This window comes from Aliikangiella maris (assembly GCF_040719265.1).
GTDB lineage: Bacteria > Pseudomonadota > Gammaproteobacteria > Enterobacterales > Kangiellaceae > Aliikangiella > Aliikangiella maris.
Map to the genome: position 1 here is coordinate 58173 of NZ_JBFDAH010000017.1, position 13952 is coordinate 72124.

Annotated in this window: 11 protein-coding genes; 6 read left to right on the forward strand and 5 right to left on the reverse strand. The window is 39.9% G+C overall.

The genetic code is table 11. The features are described from left to right. Nucleotides 1-154: 154 nt before the first annotated feature. From ABVT42_RS15035 to ABVT42_RS15050, 4 genes are all read left to right on the forward strand, one after another. Nucleotides 155-1387, forward strand: a complete 1233-nt coding sequence (locus ABVT42_RS15035) for a hypothetical protein (RefSeq protein WP_353896623.1) — start codon at nt 155-157, stop codon at nt 1385-1387. A gap of 2 nt (nt 1388-1389) precedes the next feature. Further along, the gene (locus ABVT42_RS15040) at nt 1390-3879 is read left to right on the forward strand and encodes a LamG domain-containing protein (RefSeq protein WP_353896622.1); all 2490 of its coding nucleotides are present in this window, start codon (nt 1390-1392) and stop codon (nt 3877-3879) included. A gap of 16 nt (nt 3880-3895) precedes the next feature. Beyond that, nucleotides 3896-5482, forward strand: a complete 1587-nt coding sequence (locus ABVT42_RS15045; protein WP_353896621.1) for a hypothetical protein — start codon at nt 3896-3898, stop codon at nt 5480-5482. Between the two features lie 141 nt (nt 5483-5623). After that, complete coding sequence (locus ABVT42_RS15050) at nt 5624-6271, forward strand: hypothetical protein (RefSeq protein ID WP_353896620.1); 648 nt, start codon at nt 5624-5626, stop codon at nt 6269-6271. 106 nt (nt 6272-6377) lie between these two features. Here the strand turns inward: ABVT42_RS15050 and ABVT42_RS15055 are convergent, their stop codons facing one another. Then, complete coding sequence (locus ABVT42_RS15055; protein ID WP_353896619.1) at nt 6378-7772, reverse strand: B-box zinc finger protein; 1395 nt, start codon at nt 7770-7772, stop codon at nt 6378-6380. An 11-nt stretch (nt 7773-7783) separates the two neighbouring features. Next, nucleotides 7784-8182: a group II truncated hemoglobin gene (locus tag ABVT42_RS15060; protein ID WP_353896618.1), complete on the reverse strand. Its 399-nt coding sequence runs from the start codon at nt 8180-8182 to the stop codon at nt 7784-7786. Between the two features lie 493 nt (nt 8183-8675). Between ABVT42_RS15060 and ABVT42_RS15065 the strand changes: the two genes are divergently transcribed. Continuing rightward, nucleotides 8676-9668, forward strand: a complete 993-nt coding sequence (locus ABVT42_RS15065) for a DMT family transporter (protein WP_353896617.1) — start codon at nt 8676-8678, stop codon at nt 9666-9668. A 106-nt stretch (nt 9669-9774) separates the two neighbouring features. Here ABVT42_RS15065 and ABVT42_RS15070 read toward each other — a convergent pair whose 3' ends face one another. After that, nucleotides 9775-10743, reverse strand: coding sequence for a Gfo/Idh/MocA family protein (locus ABVT42_RS15070; protein WP_353896616.1), 969 nt, complete (start codon nt 10741-10743; stop codon nt 9775-9777). Nucleotides 10744-10953: 210 nt separating this feature from the next. Next, nucleotides 10954-12486, reverse strand: coding sequence for a cytochrome-c peroxidase (locus ABVT42_RS15075; protein ID WP_353896615.1), 1533 nt, complete (start codon nt 12484-12486; stop codon nt 10954-10956). A 604-nt stretch (nt 12487-13090) separates the two neighbouring features. Here ABVT42_RS15075 and ABVT42_RS15080 point away from each other — a divergent pair. Then, nucleotides 13091-13258, forward strand: a complete 168-nt coding sequence (locus ABVT42_RS15080; RefSeq protein ID WP_353896614.1) for a hypothetical protein — start codon at nt 13091-13093, stop codon at nt 13256-13258. Nucleotides 13259-13470: 212 nt separating this feature from the next. Here the strand turns inward: ABVT42_RS15080 and tadA are convergent, their stop codons facing one another. After that, entirely contained in the window at nt 13471-13950 is a 480-nt protein-coding gene (gene tadA / locus ABVT42_RS15085) for a tRNA adenosine(34) deaminase TadA (RefSeq protein ID WP_353896613.1), read from the reverse strand. Nucleotides 13951-13952: the final 2 nt, after the last annotated feature.

Below are 13952 nucleotides of genomic sequence, written 5' to 3' on the forward strand. Positions count from 1 at the left end.
CACGAAAAAAGATATTGGCATAAGTTATAATTATTCGGACAAATGGCATAAAAACAGTCGACTAACGAACCATAAATACTTAGACAACAACAACTAAAGCAATGTATTTTGGTTAGCCGAACTTTCCCTATTTTTATCAATAAAGGTAAAGTCTATGATGCGAACGATATCAAGACAAAACCCAGCAAAACTGGCAGTTTGTTTACTAGTGGCTGGGTTAGTTACTGCCACTTCATTTAGCGCTCAGGCAGGCCCTCGTGAACAAGCCAAGCGAATTCATGATCGCTTAACCGGTATTCCGCCCAGTGAAGCGACACTTAACACGATGCAATCCAGTGTTAACTCAGGTAACCCACTCGAAGCCGCATATACTGCGATGGATAATGACGCATTCTACACGGTAACCTTAAAAAACTGGGTTACCCCCTGGACAAATGAGCCGCAAACAGTCTTTGCTCCACTAAATGATTACACCGCTACTGTCATTGGTATGATTCGTGACGATATTGATATTCGTGAAATGCTCTATGGTGATATCGTATATGTCGGTCAATCAAGCGCCGGTCTCCCCGCTTATTCTAATAGTAATAATGATCACTATGCGCAAATGGAAGCGCGTGCTCTGCCTTTGAGTACGACGCTTGAAAGAAGAACGCAATCCAGTGTAACCGGATTGGAAGCCCCAGCGACAGCTGGTGTTATGACTAGTCGCGCTTCTGCTAAAGCGTTTTTGCTCGACGGTACAAACCGGGCAATGTTTCGATTTACCTTAATGAATCATTTATGCACCGACCTAGAACCAATTAAGGATACAGAAAGTACTGCTGACAGAATTCGTCAAGACGTATCACGTAGTCCAGGTGGCGATAGCCGAATATTTATGAACTCTTGTTATGGTTGTCATGCGGGTCTGGATCCCATGATTCAATCCTTTGCCTATTATGAGTATGAATACGATAATGAAGTCGATCCAGCGGCAGAAAATGGGCGACTCACCTACAATTCAGAAGGCACCATCGATCCAGTAACAGGTACTCGAGTCGTTGCCAAATACTTTAACAATAATTTAAACTTTCCTCCCGGCTACATTACTCCCGATGACAACTGGATTAACTATTGGCGTAAAGGCCCAAATCAGTTATTAGGCTGGGATCAATCACTACCAGGCACAGGAAATGGTGCAAAATCGATGGGACAAGAGCTCGCTCATAGTGCTAAATTTGCTCGTTGTCAGGTTACTAAAGTTTTTTCCAATGTCTGTTTACGTGACCCCGTTGATGCTGCCGACCGAAACCAAATTAATACCATGATCAATTCACTAGTCAGCAATGGTTATCAGCTTAAACGAACCTTTGCAGAATCAGCCGTTTATTGTATGGGAGAATAATCATGATGCTATTTAAAACTCCCACCCCCCACTCATCACTCAGTACTTTCCCCAATGTGATGATTAAAGTACTGATTTTTGCGACGACAATTATTTTGTCAGCTTGTTCTGGCGGTGGCGCAGACATCGAACCTAATCCAGTGCCACCTGATAATCCAAGCTCAACCTATAATGGTCCACCACCGGCAACTGATGATGTACAAGCTTTCAAATTAAATGTTTGGGACAATTTGTCACCGGCAAATCGTTGCGGAGAATGTCATGGCAGCGGACAAGCACCAGAGTTTGTTAATCTGGCTGATGTAAATATCGCCTATACCGAGGCCAACAAGATAGTTGATCTCAGTCGTCCCTCTGAATCACGCATGGTAACCAAAGTGGCGGGCGGTCATAACTGCTGGCTAACCAGTGATTCAGCTTGTGCCGACACCATTACCAGTTACATTAGCGCATGGGCAGGTGAGTCGGCTTCCTCAGGAACAACTATCGAACTGATTGCCCCAACAGAGCGCGATCCCGGAAATAGTAAAACGTTTCCCGAATCTCCTAGCCTATTTGCGAGCACCATTCATCCTCTGCTGACCACTTATTGTGCCGGTTGCCATGATGAGAACTCAGCGACTCCTATCTCTCCATTTTTTGCAAATTCAGATATCGATAGCGCCTATGCAGCCGCCAAAGCAAGAATTAATCTTGATAATCCAGAAAATTCTCGATTTGTTTTAAGATTACGTAACGAATTTCATAATTGTTGGAGTGATTGCACCGCAAATTCAGCTGAGATGGAAACTGCCATTCGCAGTTTTGCTGAGCAAATCACCCCAACTCAGGTAGATCCTAAACTACTACTTAGCAAGTCACTCTTTTTAACTGATGGCATCGTTGCCAGCGGTGGTGGTCGACATGATAGCAACGTCATAGCGCTATGGAATTTTAAAACCGGCTCAGGAGATACTGCATTTGATACCAGCGGGATTGAACCTGCCATTAACCTGACAATCAGCGGCAATTACAGTTGGGTTGGCGGCTGGGGCATCCAAATTATCGATGGCAAAGCGCAAGGTTCAACAGCGAGCAGTAAAAAACTTCACGATTTAATTAAGTCAACCGGCGAATACTCAATCGAAGCATGGATTGTACCGGATAATGTTACCCAAGAAGGTCCAGCAGGCATTGTCAGTTATTCAGCAGGCAACATGGCTAGAAACTTCACATTAGGCCAAACCTTATATAACTATGATTACCAAAACCGTAGCAGCGAAACCGATGCCAATGGTGAAGAAACTTTAACCACACCTGATGATGCACAAATTCTACAGGCCGCGCTACAACATGTTGTTGCTACCTTTTCGCCTACCGAAGGTCGAAAAATTTATGTTAATGGCACTCTCGCCGCCGAAGAAAATGTTGAAACTGGCGGCACACTCACCGACTGGAACGACACCTATGCATTTGTACTTGGCAACGAAGTTTCTAACAACCGTTTATGGCAAGGTACATTTCGAATGGTAGCCATCCATAATCGCGCATTAAATTTAGAACAAATTAATCAAAATTATGATGTGGGTGTTGGTGAAAAATTCTATATGTTGTTCGGCATTTCACATTTAATTGATTTACCTGAATCCTTCATTGTTTATGAAGTCAGTCAATGGGATAGTTTTGCTTATTTATTCGACAAACCATTCTTCATAAACCTGAACAATCAAACCATACCAAGTGATATTGATATTGAAAAAATTCGTATTGCAGTCAATGGTAAAGAAGCGAAAAATGGACAAGCTTATAAAACCTTAACAACTCGCTTGAACAGTTCACAGTATTCTCCCGAAACCGGACAAATGATTTCACCCCAAGGAACGGTAATTGCATTAGAAAAAGGTCCGCAATCAGATGAATTTTTCCTGACTTTTGAGAAAATTGGTAGCCGCGAAAATCCATTCGTTGAGCCTCCTCCGCCACCAGTTAGTCTGCCAGTCGATCAAGCAGCAGCGCCCGACATTGGTATTAAGGATTTTTATGAAATCCACGCATCAATGTCACAGGCAACAGGTATCAGTATGGCACAGGCTGATGTTGCAGCAACCTTTGAAGCTGTTAAACAACAAATGCCTACATTAACCGATATCGGCACCTTCTCATCATCACAACAAATGGGGGTTACTCAATTAGCCATTGAATACTGTAATGCGCTCATTGAAGATTCCAGCAAACGAGCAACTTATTTTAGTGGCTTTAATTTTGCCTCACCGGCTAATTTAGCTTTTGACTCGCTGGCAAAACGTAATCAGATTTATGATCCGCTCATTGCTAACATAATGGGAACTGGCATTGCGACACAACCAGCGGTTGTCGATGTAAAAACTGAACTGGATAGCCTGACCGACAAATTGGTTTCATGTGGCAATAGTTGCCCTGTTGGCCGAACAGAAACCATCGTTAAAGCCGTGTGTGCAGCCGCTTTAGGCAGTGCCGCCTTGTTAATACAATAAACGGAGCATAACAGTGATGAAGAAAAAGTACACTCAACAGCAACTTCTCAATGCACCGTTATTGCATGGTGCGCACAAGCGCCCAGTAACACGGCGGGATTTTATTGCCCAAGGCTTTATGACTGGCGCAGCTACCGTGGCAGCGCCATCAATTTTTGGTTTGTTTGCTAATCCACGTAATGCACAAGCGGCACTTTCTGCCGATATTGAGGCACTCAAGTCAGCTTGTGGGATTGCAGTGCAAGGCGCAGGAAAAATCCCTTTTATTTGTTTCGATTTAGCGGGTGGTGCCAGTATGGCTGGCTCAAACGTCTTGGTTGGCGGCCCTGGTGGACAGCTCGATTTTCTCTCGTCTGCGGGCTATAACAAACTGGGACTACCCGGCGATATGGTGCCAAGTGGTACGGGATTTGTAAATTCTGATTATGGTTTATCTTTCCATACGGACAGCGGATATTTACGTGGTATACAAGAAAAAACCGCACCGGCAACCGCCGCTAATACTAATGGTGCGGTAATACCTGCTCGTTCTGATAATGATACGGGGAATAATCCTCACAATCCAATGTATGGTATAAATCGGGTTGGCGCCGATGGTTCACTGCTTACACTGATTGGTTCGCGCAATAGCGATTCGGGTGGCAACTCAATGGCACCAGCAAACATGATAGATTTGGCACTACGCCCAACCAAAGTGGATCGTCCCAGTGATGTAACGGGTTTGGTTGATGTTGGCGATTTAGTTGGCCTGCTTAGTCAAGATGACGCAGTTTCGGTTATGGAGTCGATTTATCGTATTTCTGATAAAAAGATAGCAAATGTTAACACTCGTGTTACCACCGATGCGGTTATTAAAGAAATGGTGCGATGTGGTTATGTAAAAAGTGCAGACTTGGCCGATCGTTTTGGTAACCCTTCAACATTAAATCCCGCATTGGATCCCGATATTGTGGGACCAGCAGGCATATTTACCCAGGAAGAATTTGACTCCGATGGCGAATTTAGAAAAACCGCTTCAGTTATGAAACTGGTCGTTAACGGATTTGCGGGGGCTGGTACTGTCACAATGAGTGGATATGACTACCACACGGGAGACAGAGCTGTTGGTGAAGTCAGAGATTTACGCGCTGGTCGCTGTATTGGTGCTTGTCTGGAATATGCAGCACGCGTTGGCGTGCCATTAATGGTTTATGTGTTTAGCGACGGTTCTGTTTCGAGTAACGGCATGATTGATGACTCAATCAACGGTCGCGGAAAAGGCGTTTGGACAAGTGATAACTCATCAACTGCCGCTTCATTTTTTATGGTCTATAGTCCTGATGGTCGTCCTAATCTGGTAGGTGGTAACGCGGAAGAACAAGCAATCCACCAACAGATTGGTTATATGCGCCCAGATGCTTCAACCGAGACGGCCTCTTCACCCGCAGCAAACAATCCTAACTTACTGGTTGAAACAGTCATACTGAACTATATGGCATTACATGGTGAACAAAATCTCTTTAACCAGCCCGGATTTTTCCCGAGCCACGGTCTTGGCAATACTACATTGCGCGACAGCCTGGTTGCCTTTCAGCCAATAGTCAATGGCAAAATAGGCGGATAAACAAGCGAACAACTATCGGGATTACCAAATATCTGGTGATCCCTTTACGATGGTGTGTTTGACAATATTCTTTTTGACTTGCTTATTGCCTTCGAGTAAGTTTTACTAAAATAAACTTTTACCAAACACTTTAGTTATCACATGAATTCCACCCGTTCACTCAATTATACCGAAACACTCGACAAAGCCCTTTACTGGCTACGTGAACTGGAAATTGACAAAGCACTTGACCTACTCTACTCATTACTCGAGCAAAACCCGCGAAAATTTGAATTAATCCAGCAAATTTATCAAATTGAAACCAAGCGCCCTCAGCAACCAGGATTTTTAAAAATTTGTGAATACTTATTTGCATTTCGTTCTAATCAACGCCATATTCACCAACTGATTATTCAAGCTTACCGGCAATTAAAGCAACTAAAACTTTCAACCGAACAATTTAGTCAAGCAACAATATTTAATTTATTTTTTCATTTGCACCAATCAACAATGCTTGATGATGCCGGCCAATTGGCCGAACAGATTAAGACCCAATTCCCTCAACCAGAAAATACTAATCATGTAGAATCAAATAATATTTTTCTACACCCCGTCGACAATACTACACCTAGCACCCCGCAGGCACTACTTTGGTACTGTGAATCATTAATACAACATAAACAATATCTGCTAGCGCAAAAAGAATTAAAATATTTGATCACTTATTATGCAGAAACGAGTGAAGCAAGAAACGCTGTTGGTCAGTTAAAACAAGTTGACTTAACATTATCTAAATTTAACGCACTCTAACTTAACGTTACCTAATTTAGTGAGTTTAGTATTTGACTCTATTTAAACTAAGCATTATTAATACTTAATTTTACTGACATATAAATAACGCTTTCAGGCAAAGCGATCATTTAATTTGTTGCACAAATTGCAAATATTCCTCGGCCTGTTGCAAAGCATCGTCATCAAAACTACGTTTAAGAATAAAATTCAGTAATTCAATTGCATCGGATTGTCGATTCGCATATTCAACCAATAACTGAGCTTCTACTAAATAAAGCTTTTCCCACCCCAGCACTAATACATTCTTATGCTTAAAAGCTTTTATTAATGGTAAAGCTATATTAAAGTAATTTTTAGTTTTCATGGCGTGCGATAGCCCAATAACAACCTCAATATTTTCAGGAACAAAGGCTATCGACTTATCTGTGAGCTTTTGATAAAACTTAGCGGCCTTTAACATCTTTTTATCTTTCAGTAACTGTGCAAAATACTGATTAGCTATTGTCACCATAAAAGATTTTTTATCCTGTACTACATACAATAAAATCAACTTTTCATAGGCATCATAATCACTTTTGTCCTCCGCTATTTTATCCAGTAACAATTTTTGCGCTTCTTCATAGCGTCCCTCCTGAATAAAAATTCCAACTTCCGCCATTTTGTCCTGAACAATACGTGGATCGAAATCATAAATAGATTGTCGATTAACAATAAAATTCAATTCATGATGAAATTGAAAGACCAAATATCCCGACATCACGCTGACTACCATCAAAAGGTATAAGGAGATTACATAAACCAAAGATTTAACCAGCCAGAATGTTGATTCATCAGCAATAAAATGAAACTGATATATTAGGCCTGCCACAGCTAAAAGTAATCCATATAAAACCAGATAGGCACTTTTAAACTGCTTTATAATAAAACCAATTTTAATGGGGTTGACCATTGCTAGCATTGACTTTTCCATCATTAAAATTATTAATGATGCAGGCACGCCCAATATAAAAAAAGCGCTGATGGCAATGCCAATTGACGGGCTCATTTCATAGATTCGGCTAATTGCAACGTTTAATGTGAGACAAATAAAGCTGACTTTAAGAAACTGATTATTATTTTCAAACAACATAAAATCTTTCAACTTTGTCCCTAGTCCTTCCCCACTAGCCACTTTTTCCATACTACCCAACATTAATTCCAAAATGGGTAACATTAAAAGTAATAGCAAGACGAATCCGATGGGGTTAGCGGGAAATAAGCCTAACAGCAGCGCAAACCCAGTAATAAGTCCCAAACAAACTTTATTCATTGGCAGCTTAACCAAATAGGAAAACCGTTGCCAAAATGGCGGTAGGTTAACTGCCACACTCAAGCTTTTTAAACTCCGTCGGCATAAAGTACATTGGGGCACATAGCGCGCTTTATCGGGCGGCACACACTGACCACAAAAATAAATGTCACAGCTCTGACAAAACCATATGGCTAATTGTTTAGGATGATATTTACAATAATGACTCATAACAAAAAAGGTTACTCCGCATTACGAACTCTTTCGGCAGGAAAACAGAGTTGATTAAATAAATATTCCTTAAAATCGGACTCATAGTCTTGTTGTTCTATTGATTTTTTCATACAAATTAACCATGCATCTCTTTCTTTGATGCCAATGGTTAGATGAGCATGTACCCCAGGTATGCTAATTGGTCCATATTTTTGTTGAAAAAGTCTTGGTCCACCAAGCCAACCGCATAAAAAACGAAAAAGCTTGTCACGGGAAATCTGCAAATCTTCAGGGTGCATCAGCAGTATTTTTCGCGCCAGAGGCAGGGTTTCCATATAGTCATAAAATTCATCCACTAGTTTCCAAATTCCAGCCTCACCACCAGCGGCATGAAAAGAAGTGTCTCCGAACCCATAATCTAATTGCATCGTTGAGTTATCCATATTTAAAATATTGTTATTGTTTCATGTGTTTAAACTGCAAGTATTGTAACCATGAGATAGCAACAAATATAGTCCTACTGACTAGAACTTGCAGACAAGTATTTAATCAAGAATTTTTTTTAAATAGTCATTCAATAAATAGGGCTACGAATTAACATTTTGCTCAATTATCAACAAATGAATTGCTGTAAAACACAGCATTGTCATGATTACCAAGGTAAAATGAAATAGACTATATACTTTCCAGTATTTCTGCGAATATAGATCCTTTAATTTTATTAAACTGGTTCTCAGGAAAATCAATGTATCATCATTCAATACTCGTATCCGTTAATCAACCGGTGAAAGGTAACAATGATAAACCAATGTTAATTAACCTGTAACAACGCTAAACTTAAAGCAGCTTTCGATTTATTACGATTAATAATTTACCTAAGTTAAATTCTAAAATACCAAATATATAAGCAGTTGAACTTAAATGGCCAGTCAATCTTACCCATTCAAAATAAAGCACTTCATAGTTAATGGCTACTTTTTAGCATTCATTGCAGCTTTCACTGCGTCATTTAAAGCAATATTTGTCAAACTAATCTATTTACAAAGCGAACTCGATGCGGCTCAACTTTTGTTACTACGATTAAGTATTGTTCTCCCCTTTTTCATTGGTATGGTGGTTTATGCTCACTTTTACAAACCCCTTAATCAAACGCTAATTTCCTCTTCAGACAATTTGGCTACCGATTCAACAAATCGTATCATCAATCAATTAAAATTAATCGGATTACTAGTCTGGGCAGGATTTTGTGGATATTATTTTGCCAGTTTGGCTGACTTTATTGGTCTACAATACATTTCAGCAGGACTTGAGCGTTTAGTACTATTCACCTACCCTACACTGGTTTTATTAATTGAAGCAATATTATTTAAGCGTCTGCCTTCAGCTAAAACCTGGGGTGGCGTCTTCATTTGCTACCTTGGTCTTTGCGCGGCGCTTGGTCACGATATTCAATTTCAAGATCCAACTAAAGTTTGGATTGGCGTCGGTTGGGTTTTCTTAAGCAGCTTATCTTTTACTTTTTACTATTTATCAGCCGGTCGATTAATTCGCCAATTAGGTACCATGTGTTTTACGGGCTGGATAGGTATCATTGCCACCATTTTTACTTTTATTCATTTCGCTCTCACTTACCAGCACTTTAATTTTACACAGTTAACAATTGAAGTATGGCTTTATATTACATTAATCGCCTTACTGTGTACTTTGCTACCCAGTTGGCTAACCGCAGCCTCAATTGCCAAGCTTGGTGCCAGTACCAGCGCCAACATCAGTACATTAGGCCCTATATTTACTATTGTGCTAAGCTGGATGATCCTGACCGAACCTTTTTCTTGGCTTCAACTAATAGGGTTAATTTTAGTATTAACAGGAATACGAATTGTGCAGCAACAAAAATCCCAAACCAAAAGTTAATGTTCCCAAGTCAAATGCCGTACACATAAAAATATAGTCTAAATTAAAACTCACCAGAAAAAGCCTACAAAACACCTGATAATGCTAACTACGCAGTATTTCCATTTTATGAGTGCAATATTTGCTCCATAACCCAACTGGTGTGCAACGCACTTTTTCCAGTAGATGGATGAGGTTGTTGATCGAATAAAAAGTCGCGGATTTTCTGCACATGGTATAACTGAATATTAAGTGGATTTTCAATTTCATAAAATTGCTCACCTTCCGCAGTATTTATGACAATAGGCTGCTCATCAAATATCGAAAACTCAATTTCGCCTTCGCTGCCAAAAATAGTTACTCGATCGCGACGAGTAAAACCGCCAAAATTCCAATTTGCTGTCGCGGTAATACCTTGACTATGTTTCCAGCTGGCGGCAACCGAGTCATACGCAGAATAAAGCTGTTGCTGCTGATGAGCGACGCCATAAACCCGCTCGAAGTCACCAAAAAAATAAGCAAATAAGTCTAATCCATGACAAGCTAAATCATCAAAATAACCACCTAAAGCAATCTTTTTATCCGTCCGCCATTGATAATGTTGAGCTAAATCTACTGCATTTGCCGAGCGATTTAAACACCATTGATAATGCCTGACTTGACCAATAACACCCGCATTAAGCTTTTGTAATATGGCATTAAAGCGCGGTAATGAACGCCGATAATAGGCGACCCATAACGGTGTTTGTGCTTGATTAAATGCCTCAACAATTTGCAAACTTTGCGCATAATCTGGTGCCAAAGGCTTTTCAATACAGCATGGTTTGCCGACTTGTGCTACCTGCAAAGCCAATTCTTTGTGGCTGTCTGGTGGCGTAGCAATATATACCGCATCAACCTGAGAGTGATTAATCAACTCAGCGGCGCTGCTAAAAACATTTGTTATGTGATGACGTTTAGCATAATCTTGCGCGGCTAACTGATCTCGGCGCATCACTGCAAAAACCTTAAATCCATCTACCTTTTGATAAGCCGGCCCACTTTTAACTTCGGTGACATTACCACAACCAATAAATCCCCATTGAACAGTTCGCATATTATTTTCCATTGGCTTTAAAATATTATCTACTGGACTAATATATTTTCGATTACGCCGTAAATCAAGTTAGCCAATTTAGCGGCTTTATGCAGCCACTTTTTCTATGGATTATTTGATGGATTTAACTCTTTGTATTGACTCTAGTACAGTATAAAAAAACCCGGTAAAACCGGGTTATAGTTTATTCAAATTTAAAACTACTTTATCTTATAAATAGTTCCCAGAATCATCCATTGCGTTTAATCTCAATGTATCAGGGTTAGTGTCTTCAGCCGATGGAATCCACTGATTCAAGCAACTTTTATCTTCCACACAAGGATCAGTCAAAGACATCAAAAACTCAACCAGCCAGTCAATTTGCTCTTCATTCAAGTTAACATTTTGCAAACTTGGCAAACCTGCTGCGCGATTTGCATTTAATTGATCAATGATTTTTTGTGTATTGACGCGCATTTGATTAGCCTGAATATTTGGCGCAATCTGGGTAAAGTCATAATTATCTAGCGCCACTTGTGGATTAAGATGATGAACTATTGTTGCTCTAAGTGAAGTATAAGCCCCAGCATGTCCCCAAGGCCCGGTAGCACTGACATTTAACAAACTAGGTGTTCTAAATGCATATTTATCCGCGGCATTCTTAGTTTCGCGAAAACGCCCAAAGTCTTCGGTACCATTTTCTCCATCCCGTTTACCTCGACCAATTTGAGGCATACCAATGACATGGAATGATTCATCAGTGAAAAAATCACCAGAATGACAAGAAGCACAATCTGCGCCACCATCTGCAACTGATTTAAAGAAAATTAATGCACCACGCTTAGCCTCTGTCGAAATCGCATCGTCATCACCTTCAACATAAGATTTCCAAGGTGTTTCAACAAAAACCTGAGAGTTTTCATAACTGGCAATTGCATCCACCACATTATTAAAAGTAATTAAAGTTTCGGCGCTGCCTTGTGGCTCGTCAAATCCGGCTCTAAATTCATCTAGCCAATGATTGGTCACTAAAAAGCCACCAGCTGGCTCGCCATAATCCCCTAAGCGTTGTTGTAGGTTTGTACGGACTTCTGCATTGCTTAACCCATGAAATAAACCAAAATTTTTCATTTCTTCAGCAGATGTCACCGGAAAACGAGCCTGTGCTGTAACCATATTTTGTCCTGCTAATGGGTCGGCCTCACCAAATGCAGAATCAGGCGTTCGAATTCCCATTCCGTCATCACCATTTTTAAGAGGCGTTTTGCCTAAACTTTCAACCCGACCATCGTGAAATAAAACCTGATCCCACAACGCAATATTAAAAGTTGACGGTGCATTTCTTGGTACTGTTGGCCCGCCATCATAATGCTCACCACTGACCAGATGCACACGACCAGGTCCTAGTAATTCTGGATCAACAGCATCAACGCCAATAGGTAACGATAAATCATCTCCTCCGCCTAATACGGGATGATGGCAACTTACACACGCGGTATCTTTATCACCACTAAGGGCTTTAGTGAAAAATAGTTTCATCCCCAGTTGTGCTTTTGGATCGTTAATACTAGGTAAATTTCTACCTTTACTCGGATCACCGCTCAATTGCAGCGTTTGCACCAAAGAACTTAATTCCTGATTAACACCACTTGGCGTATCGGACGACTGACGACTATTACCACAGCCAATTAAAAAACAAGAACCGAGAAGAAATAAGAATTGAATAATTGAACAAGTACTTTTTAAAGAGAATACTGCACGCACGATATAATTCCTCTTTTAATTTCTTAATTTGAAACGTTTAATTTCATACTACATAAGAGCGCGCAAATATAACGTTTAAATAACTCATATTCAAGTATTTATTTGCACTATCATATAATTAAATTTTTCCAGTGAGTATTAAACCTTCTATTTATTAACTTAAAAACCACATAAAACGGAATAAAAACACCTTTTACTATTATATAAATTACAAAATGTTGTGTTTACTAGAAAGCAGTTTGGCTTGGCAAGTTTAGAAATTGCTTGATTTGTCATGCCTAATTATGCATCGGCCTAAACCGAAGATAATTAACCCACAAATAAAACAAAAAATAATTATCATCTGAAAGTCGATTTAAATTTTACAACCTGACAGGCTTGGTTGACCTGCAATAATTTTACGGGCACACCGGTTATACCTTAATAAAAAAGCCCTAAACATCTCAGCCTGTAATTAAAAATTTATTTTTAAAATATTGATTTTTTCTCATGGTATTTAGCAAAACATAAACTAGACTTAATTTAGGTTAGTTATTAACCAAGCCGTTTTTCATAAAGAAAGACTAATAAAAATCTCGTTTTTTAGCTGTTCGAGGGTCAAACTATGAAATCTAGCAATCACTTCAACGTTAAACACGCCAATAACAAAACACCAAGTACAAAAGTTGAAAACACAAATAGCAGTTTCTTTTTAGGTAAAGGTACTGCAGAAGATTTTCTGGAGCAAATTGGTCGAATCTTTGATCTTGGAAATACATTTTTAAATAAATGATTCATTAATCTTTAGCCTGAACGGGTTGCAGAAATATAGTCAAACCGATGTCATTACATTGGTTTGATCTTATAAAACCCGTAAATTTGAAATGATATCAATCTGCTTTTTGGTGGCTAAGTGACATGCAGAGTTTCGTATGCCACTTGCTTTGACTGTCACTTGATAAGTTTAAATTTTTTAAGCTTTAAATAGTGATTTTATTATTTTAATCACCTTCTGGCTTTAAAAAAATCACGTAGTAACTGTGCGCTTGGCGCTTGCAGAACACCTTCAATGATAGCTATTTGATGATTATGTGAAGGATGCTGTAACAGCTGATATAAACTTCCCCCGGCACCAGTTCGCGGCTCGCGCGTGGCAAAAACAATTTGCTTTACCCTCGCGTGTACCATGGCCATTGCACACATGGCACAAGGCTCTAAAGTCACATATAAAGTTGTATTGATAAGACGATAATTCTGCTTCACCTGACCGGCTGCGCGCAGCGCTATAATTTCTGCATGCGCACAGGGATCATGATTATTAATGGGGTGATTGAAACCTTCGCCAATTAATTGATTATTTTCAACAATAACCGCACCGACAGGCACCTCCCCCAAATCACGCGCTTTTTCAGCGAGTTTAAGTGCCTGACGCATCCAAAGCTCATGCTCCTCAAGTTGGCTATCTGACGGTTTTGCTAAGGACAAAG